This window comes from Nocardioides oceani, from assembly GCF_030412965.1.
GTDB lineage: Bacteria > Actinomycetota > Actinomycetes > Propionibacteriales > Nocardioidaceae > Nocardioides > Nocardioides oceani.
Genome location: NZ_JAUHJQ010000001.1, coordinates 148,443 through 164,020, shown reverse-complemented (window position 1 = coordinate 164,020; position 15,578 = coordinate 148,443). Strand labels below are relative to the sequence as shown.

General features: G+C 74.1%; 14 protein-coding genes and 1 pseudogene. 7 read left to right on the top strand and 8 right to left on the bottom strand.

Annotated elements, in window-relative coordinates:
* Positions 1–24: 24 nt before the first annotated feature.
* A complete protein-coding gene (locus QWY28_RS00835; protein ID WP_300950406.1) occupies positions 25–1,212 on the top strand; it encodes a site-specific DNA-methyltransferase in 1,188 nt (395 codons plus the stop codon).
* Positions 1,213–1,215: 3 nt separating this feature from the next.
* Here QWY28_RS00835 and QWY28_RS00830 read toward each other — a convergent pair whose 3' ends face one another.
* A complete protein-coding gene (locus tag QWY28_RS00830; protein ID WP_300950405.1) occupies positions 1,216–2,625 on the bottom strand; it encodes a WS/DGAT/MGAT family O-acyltransferase in 1,410 nt (469 codons plus the stop codon).
* 248 nt (positions 2,626–2,873) lie between these two features.
* On the opposite strand from QWY28_RS00830, the gene QWY28_RS00825 reads away from it, so the two are divergent.
* The 4 genes and pseudogenes from QWY28_RS00825 to QWY28_RS00810 all read left to right on the top strand — a co-directional run bounded on the left by QWY28_RS00825 (position 2,874) and on the right by QWY28_RS00810 (position 5,657).
* Positions 2,874–3,275 carry a hypothetical protein gene (locus QWY28_RS00825; protein WP_300950404.1) on the top strand — a complete coding sequence of 134 codons (402 nt, stop codon included), beginning with the start codon at positions 2,874–2,876 and terminating at the stop codon, positions 3,273–3,275.
* Between the two features lie 119 nt (positions 3,276–3,394).
* Complete coding sequence (locus QWY28_RS00820) at positions 3,395–4,498, top strand: FUSC family protein (protein ID WP_300950403.1); 1,104 nt, start codon at positions 3,395–3,397, stop codon at positions 4,496–4,498.
* Positions 4,495–4,830: pseudogene (locus QWY28_RS00815) on the top strand (Y-family DNA polymerase); the annotation flags it as partial. The gene QWY28_RS00820 and the pseudogene QWY28_RS00815, both read left to right, overlap by 4 nt.
* 158 nt (positions 4,831–4,988) lie before the next feature.
* The gene (locus tag QWY28_RS00810; RefSeq protein ID WP_300950402.1) at positions 4,989–5,657 is read left to right on the top strand and encodes a DinB/UmuC family translesion DNA polymerase; all 669 of its coding nucleotides are present in this window, start codon (positions 4,989–4,991) and stop codon (positions 5,655–5,657) included.
* A gap of 7 nt (positions 5,658–5,664) precedes the next feature.
* Here the strand turns inward: QWY28_RS00810 and QWY28_RS00805 are convergent, their stop codons facing one another.
* Positions 5,665–6,798, bottom strand: coding sequence for a glutamate--cysteine ligase (locus tag QWY28_RS00805; RefSeq protein ID WP_300950401.1), 1,134 nt, complete (start codon positions 6,796–6,798; stop codon positions 5,665–5,667).
* Positions 6,799–6,846: 48 nt separating this feature from the next.
* On the bottom strand, positions 6,847–7,380 hold the full coding sequence (locus QWY28_RS00800; protein WP_300950400.1) for a ribonuclease FAU-1 family protein: 534 nt from the start codon (positions 7,378–7,380) through the stop codon (positions 6,847–6,849).
* A gap of 23 nt (positions 7,381–7,403) precedes the next feature.
* Between QWY28_RS00800 and QWY28_RS00795 the strand changes: the two genes are divergently transcribed.
* Entirely contained in the window at positions 7,404–8,786 is a 1,383-nt protein-coding gene (locus QWY28_RS00795) for a threonine/serine exporter family protein (RefSeq protein WP_300950399.1), read from the top strand.
* A 27-nt stretch (positions 8,787–8,813) separates the two neighbouring features.
* Here QWY28_RS00795 and QWY28_RS00790 read toward each other — a convergent pair whose 3' ends face one another.
* Positions 8,814–9,656 (bottom strand): SDR family NAD(P)-dependent oxidoreductase, encoded by an 843-nt coding sequence (locus tag QWY28_RS00790; protein WP_300950398.1) that lies wholly within the window; start codon positions 9,654–9,656, stop codon positions 8,814–8,816.
* A complete protein-coding gene (locus QWY28_RS00785; RefSeq protein WP_300950397.1) occupies positions 9,653–11,212 on the bottom strand; it encodes a flavin-containing monooxygenase in 1,560 nt (519 codons plus the stop codon). Before QWY28_RS00785 ends, QWY28_RS00790 begins: the two co-directional genes overlap by 4 nt.
* A 42-nt stretch (positions 11,213–11,254) precedes the next feature.
* On the opposite strand from QWY28_RS00785, the gene QWY28_RS00780 reads away from it, so the two are divergent.
* Positions 11,255–11,866 carry a TetR/AcrR family transcriptional regulator gene (locus QWY28_RS00780; protein ID WP_300950396.1) on the top strand — a complete coding sequence of 204 codons (612 nt, stop codon included), beginning with the start codon at positions 11,255–11,257 and terminating at the stop codon, positions 11,864–11,866.
* Positions 11,867–11,950: 84 nt separating this feature from the next.
* On the opposite strand, the gene rocD is transcribed toward QWY28_RS00780, so the two are convergent.
* The 3 genes from rocD to QWY28_RS00765 all read right to left on the bottom strand — a co-directional run bounded on the left by rocD (position 11,951) and on the right by QWY28_RS00765 (position 15,484).
* Positions 11,951–13,177, bottom strand: coding sequence for an ornithine--oxo-acid transaminase (rocD, locus tag QWY28_RS00775; RefSeq protein ID WP_300950395.1), 1,227 nt, complete (start codon positions 13,175–13,177; stop codon positions 11,951–11,953).
* Between the two features lie 67 nt (positions 13,178–13,244).
* Positions 13,245–14,738: a sensor histidine kinase gene (locus QWY28_RS00770; protein WP_300950394.1), complete on the bottom strand. Its 1,494-nt coding sequence runs from the start codon at positions 14,736–14,738 to the stop codon at positions 13,245–13,247.
* The gene (locus QWY28_RS00765; RefSeq protein ID WP_300950393.1) at positions 14,735–15,484 is read right to left on the bottom strand and encodes a response regulator transcription factor; all 750 of its coding nucleotides are present in this window, start codon (positions 15,482–15,484) and stop codon (positions 14,735–14,737) included. Before QWY28_RS00765 ends, QWY28_RS00770 begins: the two co-directional genes overlap by 4 nt.
* Positions 15,485–15,578 lie beyond the last annotated feature (94 nt).

Here is a 15,578-nt window from a genome sequence, read left to right as displayed (position 1 = left end):
CCCTGCGGACCTAGGGTCTGCCGGGTGCGGCCGTGGAACACCTTCGTGGAGGGCGACAACCTCGACGTGCTGCGCGCGATGGCGGCCGCGGGGGAGCGGGTGGACCTGGTCTGCACCGACCCGCCCTACAACACCGGCCACGACTTCGCCTACCGCGACGACTTCCGCGACGCGGGCGGCCGGCCCGGCAGCCGTCACGACGCCTGGGCCGCGATGGTGCGCCCGCGGCTCGAGGCGTGCCACGACCTGCTCCGGGAGACCGGCGCGCTGTTCGTGAGCATCGACGACAACGAGGCGGCGCGGCTGCGGCTGCTCCTCGACGAGGTGATGGGGGAGCAGAACTTCCTCGCCCAGGTGGTGGTCAACCTCAACCCCAAGGGCCGCCAGCTCGGGCGCGGCTTCGCGACGAGCCACGAGTACCTCCTGGTCTACGCCCGCGACGCGCGCCGGACGGCGCTGGACGCGAGCAGCGCGGAGACGGTCGACGAGCGCGACTTCCCGCTGCTCGACGAGGGGAGCGGGCGCCGCTACCGGCACCTGCCGCTGCGCAACACGAACAAGAAGTTCAACCCGGTCACCTCGCCGACGCTGCACTTCCCGCTCTGGGGCGACCCCGCGGGCGGCCGCGTCGCCACGGCGCCGTTCGCCGGGGCGGTCGAGGTCGCGCCGGTCTTCGGCGACGGCCGTCCAGCGGTGTGGCGGTGGAGTCGCCCCCTGATCGAGGAGCGCCCCGGCGACCTGGTCTGCCGGGTGGTCCGCGGCCGCGGCGGCGAACGGGTCGACGTCTTCCAGCGCGACTGGCTCCACCGCGACGGCGGCCGGCGCAAGAAGCTGCCGACCATCTGGCTGGCCGAGGAGGTCGGCTCGACCGACACCGCCGTCGCCGAGCTCAAGGAGCTGGTCGGGCACGTCTTCGAGTCGCCCAAGCCGACCGGGCTGGTACGCCGCGTGCTCGGCACGATGCCGCCCGACGCGGTCGTGCTCGACCCGTTCGCCGGCAGCGGCACCACCGGCCACGCGGTAGCGCTGGCGAACGCCGCCGACGGCGGCACGCGCACCTGCGTCTCGGTCAACTCCGCCGAGCCGACCCGACCGGGGTCCAACGCGCACGCCGCCGGCCTGCTGACGGTCGCCGACATCACCCGCGCGCGGCTGCGGGCCGTTGACCGGCTGCTCGGCGGCGGCCTCGACGAGCGGGTCGGGTGGGGCTGAGCCTCAGGCGACCCCGGCGGCCTTCTCCAGGGCGGCCACCTCGTCGTCGAGGTGCACGAGCAGCCGCTGCAGGTGCGGGACGGTGCGACGGCAGCCGGTCACGCCGAACGCCATCTTGTCGTCGTACGACGTGCAGGTGATGTTCAGCGCCATCCCGTCGATCGGGATGGACAGCGGGTAGGTGCCGTCGAGCCGCGCGCCGTTCCAGTAGCGGGTCGACCGCGGTCCCGGGACGTTGCTGATGATGACGTTGTACGGCGGTCGGAGCAGCCCCTGCAGCCGCAGCGCCGGCGTGAGGATCGCCGGTGCCTGCCCGAGCGCGCTCATGGCCACGATCTGCATCGGCGTCATGGAGGACAGCGCCTCCTTGCCGTCGCGCATCGACCCGTGGATGAGGTCGAGCCGGCGTGCGGGGTCCTCGTGGTTGGTCGCCAGCTGCACCATCACCGCGCCGACCGCGTTGCCGCCGTCGGGGTTGGCGATGTGCGACTGCTTGGCGTTGAGGCCGACCGGGACCATGGCGACCAGCGAGGAGTCGGGCAGCGCGTCGAGCTCGCGGAGGTAGGCCCGCAGCGCGCCGCTGCACATGGCCAGCACGACGTCGTTGATGGTCGTCCCGGTCGCCTTGCCGATCGCGCGAAGCCGGGCGATCGGCCAGTCCTGGGCGGCGAACCGCCGGGATCCGGTGATCCGCTGGTTGAAGATGGTGCGCGGGGCGTAGAGCGACAGCGCCGAGGTCTCGTTGCGCAGGCCCTTGGTGAGGGTCCGCACCACCGCGGCCGGCAGGCCGGCCGCCTCGGCGGTGAGGCCGAGCGCGCTGCGCAGCGCCTGCACCGGCACCTCGGCGAGGTCGACCGGCGAGCGGTCGCGGACGCGTGGCTCGGCGCCGGAGCGGGGGTGGGCGTCCCACGGGGCGCGCATGCCGCGCTCGTCGGGGTCGTCGCTGAGGACGCTCTGGAGCAGCCGCATGGCCGAGACGCCGTCGACGAGCGCGTGGTGGACCTTGGTGTAGAGCGCCACCCGGTCGTCGTGGAGGCCCTCGATGACGTGCGCCTCCCACAGCGGCCGCTCCCGCGCGAGCCGGGTCCCGTGCAGCCGGCCGCACAGGTCGAGGAGCTCGCGGATCCGCCCGGGCTGCGGCAGCGCGCTGTGCCGGACGTGGTGGTCGACGTCGAACTGGTCGTCCTGCTTCCACACCAGCTGGCCGGCGGTGCGCAGGGAGCGGTAGGGCCGCTTGAGGAACAGCGGCGACATCTCGTCCACGTCGCGCATGCACTCGTACATCTGCCGGGTGTAGTCCGGCCCCGCGCCCTCGGGGTTCTCGAAGAGCTGCAGTCCGCCGACGTGCATCGGCATGCTGCGGTTCTCGGCCATGAGGAAGGCCAGCGAGGTGGGGTCGATCGGAGTGACCACGGAGGGCCTTTCGGTGGCGACGGGTGCCGGCGGGCCGGCGCGGCGGTGTGGGGGCGAGTGTGGCTCGCAGTGACGGTTGCCACAAGGGCGCGTCCGCACGCCTGCCCACCTGTCGTCCACAGGCCGGCCCCCGGGGCCGGCCTCCACAGCCGGGCGACGGAGCAGCCCGCCGGGTCGGCCGGCGTCCCTAGCGTCCTGCTCGCACCGGAACTGGCCGGTGCGTGACTCCTCGGGAGACGGACATGGGCATGCGGAACGGGACGCGGGCGGCGACGGGCACGGTCGGCACGGTGGGCTTGGCAGGGGCGGTGGCGGGGGTCCTGGCGGGACTGGTCGTCGGCGGGGTCGCCGGCGGTGCGGCGCTGGCGGGCGCGGGGACTGCGACCGGTGGCGAGGACAAGGTCTACAAGCCGGTGCCGAGCACCATCGTCAGCGTGACCGGCGACAAGCAGAACGGCTTCGAGATCCGGCGGTACGACGGCAGCGAGCAGTTCCCGCCGACCGACTCCGAGGCTCGCGCGGAGTGCAACGAGTACGACACCGAGGTGGCCCGCGTCCGGTGCCGCAGCGAGGTGCGCACCTGGTACCGCGACCTCGCCGAGATCAAGCGGGCGATCAACTACGCGCGGTCGCAGGCCTCGGCGTCCTGACGCCGGGCCGCGCGCGCGGCGCCGGCTGGTCGGGCCGGTCGTGGCGGCACGGAGACACCGGGTGAGGGGCGGGGTGAGGGGTGGGGTGAGGGGTCGACCGGTCTGGCACGATCGTGGGCATGCACGAGCCGGGGCCGGTCGACCGTCTGCGGGCCCGGAGCCGCACGTCGCTGCGCGCGCGGCTGGCCCGGCTGTCGGCCAAGCGCTGGCAGATCGGCCAGTGCGCGGTGGCCGCCGGGGTCGCCTGGTTCGTGGCTGCGGACCTGCTCGGCCACCCCACCCCGTTCTTCGCGCCGGTCGCGGCGGTCGTCAGCCTCGGCACCTCCTACGGCCAGCGGCTGCGGCGGGTCGCCGAGGTCACGGTCGGCGTCGCCGTCGGTGTGCTCATCGGGGACCTGCTGACCCTCCAGATCGGCACCGGCGCGTGGCAGCTGGTCCTGGTGGTCGCCCTGGCGATGTCGACGGCGTTCCTCCTCGACGGCGGGCAGCTGGTCGTCACCCAGGCGGCCGTGCAGGCGATCGTCGTCTCCACGCTGGTGCCCGACCCCGGTGCGGCACTGGTGCGGTGGACCGACGCCCTGGTGGGCGGCGCCGTCGCGCTCGTGGCCGCCACGGCGGTCCCCTCGGCGCCGCTGCGCCGGCCCCGCGAGCAGGCGGCGGTGGTGATCCGCAAGATCGCCGCGCTGATGCGCTCGGCGGCCGACGTGATGCACGACGGGGCCTCCGAGCGCGGGATGGCGCTGCTCAGCGACGCGCGGTCCACCGACCGGCTGATCCGCGAGCTGCAGGCGGCCGCCGAGGAGGGCCGGTCGGTCGTGGCGTCCTCGCCGTTCCGGGTCCGTCACCGGGCGGGCCTGCGCCGGATGAGCGACCTGGTCGAGCCGCTGGACCGCGCCCTGCGCAGCACGCGGGTCCTCGTGCGGCAGGTGGCGGTGCTGGCCTACCACCGGCGGCCGGTGCCGCCCTCCTACGCGCGGCTGGCCCGCGACGTGGCCGAGGCCGCCGACCGGGTGGCCGAGGAGCTGGAGGCGGACCGGACCCCGGAGGCTGCCCGCGGGGCGCTGCTGGCGGTCGGCGACGCCTCGGGCCGGGTCGAGCGCGCCACGGAGATGAACGCCGAGGTCGTGCTGGTGCAGCTGCGCTCGATCGTGGTCGACCTGCTGCTCATCACCGGCATGGACCAGATGGAGTCCACCAACGCCCTGCCGCCCCCGCCGCGATGACGAGGGCGCGCGACCCGCGGACGGGGTGGGTGCTGCACGTCGACCTCGACCAGTTCATCGCCGCGGTCGAGGTGCTCCGGCGCCCCGAGCTCGCAGGCCGGCCCGTGGTCGTCGGGGGCCGCGGGGACCCGACCGAGCGCGGGGTCGTGTCGACGGCGTCGTACGAGGCCCGGGCGCACGGCGTGGGCTCCGGGATGCCGCTGCGGGTCGCGGCGCGCAGGTGCCCGGACGCGGTGTTCCTGCCGGTCGACAAGCCGGCCTACGACGCGGCGTCGGCGGAGGTCATGGCGACGCTGCGCGCGGTGACCTGGGACGGCGCTCCGGTGGTGGTCGAGGTGCTCGGCTGGGACGAGGCGTTCCTCGCCGTCGACCCGGCCGTCGCCCAGGCAGCGGAGGGGGTGGGGGGAGGGACCCCACCAGCACCGCCGGCACGACGGGGACCGCCGAGACCGCCGGGACCGCCACGGGCCCCGAGGAGCTGGCGGAGCAGGTGCGGGCGGCGGTGCTGGAGGCGACCGGGCTGCACTGCTCGGTCGGCATCGGCGACAACAAGCTGCGCGCGAAGATCGCCATCGACTTCGGCAAGCCGCGGGGGACGTTCCGGCTCACCGAGGACACCTGGTCCGCCGTCATGGGGGACCGGCCGACCGACGCGCTGTGGGGCGTGGGGCGGCGGACGGCCAAGCGGCTGGCGGAGCTCGGGATCCACACGGTGGCCGACCTGGCCGCGGCCGACGTGCGCCTGCTGGCGGCGGAGCTCGGCCCGACGATGGGCCCGTGGTACCGCCGGCTCGGGCGCGGCGTGGACAGCAGCCCGGTCGACCCGACGCCGTACGTGCCGCGGGCGCACGGACGGGAGGAGACCTTCCAGGTCGACCTGGAGGACTGGGCGGAGGTCGAGGCGGCCGTGCGCCGGCTCGCACGGGCCGCCGCGGCCGACATCGAGGCCGAGGGGCGCCCGGCGGCCCGGGTCGGGATCAAGGTCCGCTACCGGCCGTTCCTCACCACCAGCCGCAGCCGCACCCTGCCGGCGCCGACGGACGACCCGGCGGTCCTGGCCGACGCGGCCGCCGGGCTGCTGGACCGGGTGGAGCGGGACCGGCCGGTCCGGCTGCTCGGCGTACGCCTGGAGATGGTGGCGCCACCCGAGGGCTACTGAGGGGCGGTCAGCGGCCGAGGCCGTCGCGCAGCTCGGTGACGACGGAGTCCACGACCGCGACCAGGTCGCCGGAGGACTCCTCGGCCACCGCGCGCTGCCGCTGGTAGGACGCCCCGCGGCGGGGGATGTCCGCCACGGAGGACAGCTCGGCCGCGCAGCCGAGCCGCTCCGCGGTGGGCTCGAGCCGGACCAGCAGGTCGGCGAGGTCGTCGGTCACCAGCCGCTCCTGGGAGTCCGCGTCGAGGATGACGATCGCGTCGAGGCCGTAGCGGGCGGCGCGCCACTTGTTCTCCTGGACGTGCCACGGCGGCATCGTCGGCAGCTGCTCGCCCGCGGCGGCGCGGGTGTCGAGGTCGACGACCAGGCAGTGGCACAGCGCGACGATGGCGGCGAGGTCGTCGAAGGAGGAGACGCCGTCGCAGACCCGGTTCTCCAGGGTCCCGAGGTGGGGCGCGGGGCGGACGTCCCAGCGGATCTCGTTGAGCTCGTCGATCACGCCGGTGTGCAGCTGGTCGGCGGCGAAGGACTCGAACTCCGCCCACTGCTCGAACTGGAACGGCAGGCCGGCCGTCGGCAGCTGCTGGAACATGAGCGCGCGGTTCGAGGCGTAGCCGGTGTCGACCCCCGCCCAGATCGGCGAGGACGCCGAGAGCGCCTGCAGATGCGGGTAGTGGTTGAGCAGGGAGGACAGCACCGGCATCACCCGGCTCTGCTCGGGCAGCCCGACGTGGACGTGGACGCCCCAGATGAGCATCTGGCGGCCCCACCACTGGGTGCGGTTGATCAGCTCCTCGTAGCGGTGGCCCTCGGTGAGCTGCTGGGCGGTCCACGACGCGAACGGATGGGTCCCGCCGCCGTACAGGTCGACGCCCAGCTCGTCGGCGACGGGTACCACGACCTCCAGCGTCCGTCGCAGCTCCTCGACCGCCTCGCCGACGGTGTGGCACACGCCGGTGACGACCTCGACGGTGTTGCGCAGCAGCTCCTTGTGCAGCCGGCCCGGGTCCGGCAACCGCTCCTGGGCGGCGCCGAGCAGCTCGGAGGCGGCGTTGACGAGGTCCCGGGAGCCGCGGTCGACCAGCGCGAGCTCCCACTCGACGCCGAGCGTGGGTTCGGGCGAGGGCCGGAAGTCGATCCGCACGCGCCCAGCGAAGCACACGGGCGGGCGAGCCGCGTCCTCGCCGCTGCGTCAGACCCGGGCGAGCCACTCCCGCGCGGTGCCGTCGTACGGCGCGTGGGCGGCCGCCACGAGCGCCCGCACGCGGTCGCAGGAGGCCACCGCCAGGTCGCAGACCTGCGGCGGGTAGCCGAGGCTCACCCGGTGCTCGGCGAACTCGTCCTCGTCGTCGACCCACACCCGGCCGGTCAGCCCGCGCAGCACGTCGAGGTCGAGATCGACCGCCCGCAGGGTCGCCCCGTCCCAGGCCGGCGGGGTGGTGATGTCGACGTACGCCTCGATCGGCCCGCCCTCGCCGTGGAAGGTCGTCACCCATGCCCGCTCGAGGTCCGGGCCCGCCGGCGGGACCAGCACCACCTGGTCGGTGGGGGCGACGTACGACGCTCCCGGCCGGGTCATCGACGTGCCGGCGGCGACGCCCAACCAGTCGCCGTGGGCGTCGGAGCCGAGCAGCACCGCGTCGTAGCGCCAGTGCGGGCGGTCGCCCCACTTGGTCATCGCCACCGTGATCCGGGAGCCGGCCGGGGGACCCTCCGTGAGCGCCATGCGCCCTGTCTAGCATCGGCGCCATGTCGGCGTCGGAGGAGCTCTCGGTCCGCACGATCACCCAGACCCTCGACCTCTCGCTGCGCATCGGCGAGCTGCTCCTGGCGTCCGGTGCGGGAGCCGCCGACGTGACCGCCACGATGCAGGCCGTGGCCCGCGCGCTGGGCCTGCGCAACGTCGACGTGGACATCACGTTCACCTCGATGTCGATGAGCCACCAGCCGGCCGCCGACGAGCCGGCGATCGTCCAGCTGCGCTACGTCAAGCAGCGCGCGATCGACTACGAGCACCTCACCCGGGTCGACCACCTCGTCCGGGCGCTGCTGCGCCAGGACGTCGACCTCAAGGAGGCCCGGTCCGAGCTCGGCCGGATCACCTCCTCGGGCCACGACCGGCCACGGTGGGCGATCACCGTCGGGTGGGGCCTGATGTGCGGCGGCGTCGGCCTGCAGCTCGGCGGCGACCTGGCGGTGGTGCTCATCGCGTTGTTCGCCGCGATGGCGATCGACCGGCTGCAGCTGCGGATGTCGCGGCGGCGCTACCCGGCGTTCTACCAGCAGGTCGCCGGCGGCGGCCTGGCCACGATCATCGCGCTGCTGGTGGCGGCGACGCCGCTGGCCCTCGACCCCTCGCTGGTCGTCACCGCCAACATCGTCATGCTGCTGGCCGGCATCGGGTTCTTCGGTGCCCTGCAGGACGCGCTCACCGGCTTCTACATCACCGCGGGGGCCCGTCTCACCGAGGCGATCCTGGCCACCTCCGGCATCATCGCCGGGGTCAGCGGCGGGATCAGCCTGGCCTACGCGGTCGGGGTGGAGGTGCCGCAGCTCGACCCCGGCAGCGGCACGCTCTCCGGGGTCGGCCTGATGATCCTCGGCTCCGCGCTCGCGGCCGCGGCCTTCGCGTTCGCGTCGTACGCACCTCGGCGCAGCCTGGCCCCGATCGCGCTGGTCTCCGCGGTCGCGATGGCGATCTCGCAGTCCGTCGCGGCGCCCGGCATCGGGCGGGCCTGGTCGGTCGCGCTGGCCGCGCTGTTCGTGGGCCTGGTGGGCTACACCGTCGCCGGCCGCCTGCGCGTGCCGCCGCTCGTGGTGGTCGTCTCCGCGGTCGTGCCGATGCTGCCGGGCCTCTCGATCTACCGCGGCCTCACCCTGCTCGCCGAGGGCGGCGGCTCCACCAGCGCCGGCCTGCTCGCCATGGTCACCGCCGGCTCGGTCGCGATGGCCCTGTCGGCCGGCGTGATCCTGGGGGAGTACGTCGCCCAGCCGGTCAAGCGCGAGGCGGCCCGGCTCGAGAGCCGGCTGGCCGGCCCGCGGCTGGTCGGCCCGCTGCGCACCCGGCCCGACGGGTCGCAGCGCACGCAGCCGCGTCGCTCCCGTCGCGACCGGGCCGGGACCTCCGCCTAGCAGCGGTGGCCCCGGCCGGAGGTCGGGTCAGACGACCGTGGTCTTGGCAGGCAGCACCTTCTTGGAGACCCGCGCGACGACGTCCTGGTAGCGCGCGCCGGCGAGCTTGCCGAACCAGTGCAGCGCGTGGGCGTCGTTGCCGACGAGCACCCGCGACTTGTCGGCCAGGACGCCGGCGATGATCACCTCGGCGGCCTTCTCCGGGGTGGTCTTGGCCAGCTTCTTGTCGAAGAACGACGCGGTCTTGGCCTGGTCCTCGCGGGAGGAGACCCGGGCGTTCCGGGCGATGGCGGTCTTGATGCCGCCCGGGTGCACGACGGTGACGCCGACCCGGTGGCCGGCCGAGAGCATCTCGATGCGCAGCGCCTCGGACATGCCGCGGACGGCGTACTTGGTCGCGTTGTAGATCGACTGGCCCGGCATCGAGACCAGCCCGAACAGCGAGGACAGGTTGACCACGTGGCCGTCGCCGGAGGCGATCAGGTGGGGCAGGAACGCCTTGGTGCCGTGCAGCACGCCCCAGAAGTTGATGCCCACGATCCACTCGATGTCGGGGTAGTCGAGGTCGACCAGGTCGCCGGCCAGCGCGACGCCGGCGTTGTTGACCACGACGTTGACCCGGCCGAACTGGTCGGCGACCGAGGTGGCGTACGCCGTCATCGCCTCGCGGTCGGCGACGTCGAGGCGGTCGGTGCGGACCTCGGGGGCGCCGGCGGAGCGGACGAGCGCGGCGGTCTCCTCGAGACCGGCCTCGTCCACGTCGGACAGGGCGAGCAGCGAGCCGCGGCGGGCGCAGTCGAGGGCGAGGGCGCGGCCGATGCCGGAGCCGGCTCCCGTGATCACGACCACCTTGTTCTCGAGCGTCTTCATGCGGGTACGTCCTCCGTCTGCTGGGTGGGGTGGGTGGTGCTGGGGATGGGGGGAGCGGGCTCGCCGCGCACGGCGTACGCCGCGGTGTCGAAGGCGCGCAGGGCGGCCCGGAAGCCGAACGTGGTGCGCGGCCAGAGCGTGGTGTTGCGGCCGTGCTCGTCGAGGTACCAGCTCGAGCAGCCGCCCCGGTGCCAGACGGTGCGCTTCATCCGCTGCTGGAGCCGGTCGTTCCAACGGGCGGAGACGTCCTCGCGCGGCTCGACGGCGGCGTACCGGTTGACCCGCATCGTGCGCAGCGCCTCGCGGAGGTACTGCACCTGCGACTCGATCATGAACACCATCGAGGAGTGCCCCAGGCCGGTGTTCGGGCCGACGAGCATGAACAGGTTCGGGAACTCGGGGACCGTGGTGCCCTTGTACGCCGCCATGCCGGAGTCCCGCCAGCGGTCGGCGAGCGTGCGGCCGCGCCGGCCGACGAGGTGCTCGGTGATCGGGAGCTCGGTGGTGTGGAAGCCGGTGGCGACGATGATGACGTCGACCTCGCGGTCGGTGCCGTCGGCGGTGACCACGGAGGTCGGCGTGACCCGGGCGATCCGGTCGGTCACCAGGTCGACGTTGTCCGCGGCGAGCGCGGGGTAGTAGGCGTTGCTGATCAGCACCCGCTTGCAGCCGAGCGCGAAGTGCGGGGTGACCTTCGCGCGCAGGTCGGGGTCGCTGATGCCGCGGGCGATGTTGGCCTCGGCGAGCTTGCGCGCCGGCAACGCGATCCCCGGCTCGAGGGTGAACGCCGGGACGTAGGTCTCGCGGCCCCAGTAGATCGCGGTCCGGTAGGCCTTCTGCAGGCCCGGCACCCGGCGCAGCGCGGCCCGCTCGAGGGCGCTGTAGCTGCGGTCGTTGCGCGGGATCACCCACGGCGCGGTGCGCTGGTAGACGTCGAGCCGCCCCGCGACCCGCTGCACCTCCGGGACGATCTGGATCGCCGACGCGCCGGTGCCGATGACGGCCACCCGCTTGCCGGTCAGGTCGACGTCGTGGTCCCAGCGCGCGGAGTGGAACAGGTGCCCGCCGAAGTCGGCGATGCCCTCGACGTCGGGCAGCTTCGGCTCGGACAGGCCGCCGGCGCCGACGACGAGGGTGCGCGCGGACCAGGTGCCGGCCGACGTACGCACGGTCCAGCGGGCGGCCTCGTCGTCCCAGGTGGCGTCCTCGACGCGCGTGCCGAACCGGAAGCGGTCGAGGGTGCCGGAGTCACGGGCGACGCGGCGCAGGTAGGCCTGGATCTCCGGCTGCGGGGAGAACGACGACGTCCAGTCCGGGTTGGGCGCGAAGGAGAAGGAGTAGAGCTGGCTCGGCACGTCGCACGCGGCACCGGGGTAGGTGTTGTCCCGCCAGGTGCCGCCGACGTCGTCGCCCTTCTCGATGACGACGAAGTCGCGCTCGCCGTCCTCCTGGAGCTTGATCGCCGCGCACAGGCCGGCGAAGCCCGCGCCCACCACGAGGTGGTCGACGAGCGTGACGTCGGGGCGCACGGGGGAGGTGGCATCGACAGCGGTCATGGTCCGGCACGCTATTGCCACTATTGAACAAACGTCAATAGAATGGTGGGCGTGAGGCCACCCACACGCACCCGGCTCGCGCCCGAGCAGCGGCGGACCCAGCTGCTCGACCTCGGTGTGCGGCTGCTGGCGACCCGGTCGCTCGACGAGCTGTCCATCGACGTGCTCGCCGAGGAGGCCGGCATCAGCCGGGGGCTGCTCTACCACTACTTCGGCGGCAAGCACGCCTTCCACGAGGCGGTCGTCCGGCACGCCGCCGACGACCTCATCGCCCAGACCGCGCCGCCCGAGGGCGGAGAGCCGCTCGAGCGCCTGCTCGCCTCGGTCACGGCGTACGTCGAGTACGTCGTCGCCAACCACGCCGGCTACCAGTCGCTGGTCAAGGCGGCCGCGAGCGGCAACGACGTCCTGCGCGAGATCTACGAGGAGGCCCGGTCCGCGCTGACCGGCCGGATCTTCACCGAGGACCCCTGGGGCGACCTGATCCCGGACACGCCGGTCAACCGGCTGCTCGTCCGCGGCTGGTCGGCCATGGTCGAGGAGCTCGTCCTCGCCTGGGTCGCCGACCCCGCCGGCGTGCCCCGCGAGCGGCTGCTCGAGCTGGCCGCGGGCTCGTTGCCGGCGCTCGTGGAGTCGGCCGGGCCGGGCTTGTAACGCGACGTTCGCCACTGTGTCGGCACGCTGCAACGTGCCGACAGAGCGGCGAACATCGCGTTACATGGGCCGCCGGCCCCGATCTCAGGCGCCGAGCGGACCCGAGGAGACGACCTCGGCGAGCTGGTCGAGGCCCCACTCGAGGTCCTCGCGGCTGACGACGAGCGGCGGGGCGAGGCGGATGGTCGAGCCGTGGGTGTCCTTGGCGAGCACGCCGCGGGCCATCAGCGCCTCGCAGACCTCCCGGCCGGTGCCGACGGTCGGGTCGATGTCGACGCCGGCCCACAGCCCACGGACGCGTACGCCGACGACGCCGTGGCCCACGAGCGACTCGAGCCGGTCGCGCAGCACGACGCCGAGCTCGGTGGCACGTGCCTGGTGCTCACCGGTGGCGAGCATCTGCACGACGGCGTGCCCGACGGCGCAGGCCAGCGGGTTGCCGCCGAACGTCGAGCCGTGCTCGCCGGGCCGCAGCACGCCGAGGACGTCGCGGTCGGCGACGACCGCCGAGACCGGGACGATGCCGCCGCCGAGGGCCTTGCCGAGCACGTAGATGTCCGGGACGACGTCCTCGTGGTCGCAGGCGAACGTCCTGCCGGTCCGGCCGAGGCCGGCCTGGATCTCGTCGGCCGCCATCAGCACGTTGGTGCGGGTGCACAGCTCGCGCAGCCCGCTGAGGAACCCGTCGGGAGGCAGCACGACGCCGCCCTCGCCCTGGATCGGCTCCACGAGCACCGCGACGGTGTCGTCGTCGATCGCGGCCTCGACCGCGGCGAGGTCGCCGTACGGCACCTGGACGAAGCCGGGCGCGAAGGGCCCGAAGCCGTTGTGCGCGTCGGGGTCGTCGGAGAAGCCGACGATGGTCGTGGTCCGGCCGTGGAAGTTGCCGGTGAACACGATGATCTTGGCCTGGCCGGGGGTGACGCCCTTGACCTCGTAGCCCCACTTGCGGGCGACCTTGATCGCGGTCTCGACGGCCTCGGCGCCGGTGTTCATCGGGAGCACGAGCTCCTTGCCGCACAGGTCGCCGAGCGCGGCGCAGAAGTCGGCGAACCGGTCGTGGACGAACGCGCGGCTGGTCAGCGTGAGCCGGTCCAGCTGCTCGTGCGCGACCTGCACCAGGCCGGGGTGGCTGTGGCCGAAGTTGAGCGCGGAGTAGCCGGCGAGCAGGTCGAGGTACCGGGTGCCCTCGACGTCGGTCATCCAGGCGCCCTCGGCGTGCTCGACCACCACGGGCAGGGGGTGGTAGTTGTGCGCGGTCCGCTCCTCCGCGCGCTGGAAGGGCGTGCGGGCGTCGGTCAGGGTGGTCATCGTGCCTCCTTCGGGTTGCTCCCAGATTGTCAGACAATCTGGCGAACGGCCGCATCGGCGTCGCCGGTCACGGCGCGGGCGGTCTCTCGGGCGGTTCCACGGGCTGGTCGACAGGCAGCTGCCGGCTCGCCGGCAGGGCCACCTCGATGGTGGTCCCGCCCGGCTCGCTGTCCAAACCGACGGTCCCGCCGTGCGCGCCGACGATCGCCGAGACCAGCGCCAGGCCCAGGCCGGCGCCGCCGCCGGAGCCCTCCCCGCGGGTGCGGGAAGCGTCCCCCCGGACGAACCGCTCGAAGGCGGTCCCGACGAGCCCGGGCGGGAAGCCCGGACCGTCGTCGGACACCGCGAAGCCGCCCGGCCGGCCGCGCACCGTCACCGTGGTGCCGGGCGGGGTGTGCTTGCGGGCGTTGGTCAGCAGGTTGGTGACGACCTGGTGCAGCCGCAGCTCGTCGCCGAGGACCTCCACCGACTCCTCGGGCAGCTCCAGGCGCCAGCGGTGGTCGGGTGCGAGCACCTGCGCGTCCTGGGTCGCCTCGAGCAGCAGCCGGGTGAGGTCCACCGGCTCCCGCGCGAGCGGCCGCCCGGCGTCGAGGCGCGCCAGCAGGAGGAGGTCCTCGACCAGCGCGGTCATCCGCGAGGACTCCTCCTCGACCTTCCCGAGCGCGGTCGCGGTGGCCGCGGCGTCGTCGGGCCGGCGGCGCGCCAGCTCGGTGTAGCCGGCGATGGTGGCCAGCGGCGTCCGCAGCTCGTGCGAGGCGTCCGCGACGAACTGGCGCACCTGCTGCTCGCTGCGGTGCCGCGCCTGCAGCGAGGTCTCGACGTGCGCGAGCAGGCTGTTGAGCGCCGCGCCCACCTGCCCCACCTCGGTGCGCTCGTCGGTGAGGTGGTCGGGGACCCGCTCGGCCAGGTCGATGTCGCCGCTCGCGAGCGGGAGGTCCGCGACGGTGTGCGCGGTCGCGGCCACCTCGCGCAGCGGGCCGAGCTGGCGACGTACGACGAGCAGGGCGGCGCCGCCGCCGGCGAGCAGGGCCGCGAGGGCCAGGGCGGCCTCCCACGCCACCAGGTTCGCGACCGCGTCGTCGACGTCGCCGGTGGGCAGGCCGGCGGCGACCGACCCGTCCTCGGAGACGGCCACGCGGTAGCTGCCGAGCCCCTCGAGGTCCGCGTCGTGCGGCTCACCGTCGGAGGGCACGCGGTCCAGCCGGTCGCTGACGGCACCGGTGATCTCCACGAGGTCGACGGCGCCGCCGGACCGCTGGACGAGCACGTCGCCGTACCAGGCCGGGTCCATGTCCTCGTAGCGGCCGGCGCTCAGCGTCCCGACCTCGTCGCCCGGCCCGCGGTCGGGACCGCCGAACCCGGGCTCGGGGCCGTTCGGGAAGCCGGTCTCCCGCGTCCGCTCGGACCGGTCCAGGGCCCGCTCGACGTCGTGGTCGAGCTGGCCGGTCAGGTAGGACCGCACCGCGAGGGTCGTGGCCGTCCCGACCAGGAGCGAGACGAGCAGGACGATCGCGGTGGTCGTGACCACCAGCCGCGCGGTCAGCGACCGCAGCCGCGTCATCCGGCCGCCGGCTTCAGCACGTAGCCCGCCCCGCGCATCGTGTGGATCATCGGCGCCCGGCCGGCGTCGACCTTCTTGCGCAGGTAGGAGATGTAGAGCTCGACGACGTTGGCCTGGCCGCCGAAGTCGTAGTTCCAGACGCGGTCGAGGATCTGGGCCTTGCTGAGCACGCGGCGCGGGTTGCGCATGAGGAAGCGCAGCAGCTCGAACTCGGTGGCGGTCAGGATGATCTCCTCACCGGCGCGGAACACCTCGCGGCTGTCCTCGTCCAGGGACAGGTCGCCGACGGCCAGGACCGAGGAGGTGGCCGCCTGCTGGGCGCCCGCGCGCCGCATCAGCCCGCGGAGCCGGGCGACGACCTCCTCGAGGGAGAACGGCTTGGTGACGTAGTCGTCGCCGCCGGCGGTGAGCCCGGCGATCCGGTCCTCGACGGCGTCTCGGGCGGTCAGGAAGACGACCGGGAGGTCGGGGTCGGTGGCCCGCATCCGCCGGAGCACCTCGAGGCCGTCGACGTCGGGGAGCATCATGTCGAGCACCACCGCGTCCGGCCGTTGCTCCCGTGCGGTGGCCACCGCTCTCGCGCCGGTGTGGGCCACCTCGACCAGCCAGCCCTCGTAGCGCAGCGCCATCGAGATCAGCTCCGCGAGGTTGACCTCGTCGTCGACGACCAGCACCCGCAGCGGGCTGCCGTCGGCCCGGGTGAGCGCGGGCGCGTGGGTGGCACCGGGAGGAGGGGCAGCGTCCATGGGTGCCACGGTGCCGACGCTACCTGTGAGCGGCCTGTGAACCCGCCCGCAAACCGATGTGGCAACGGATATGCCCGGTGCCGCCCGGGTATCG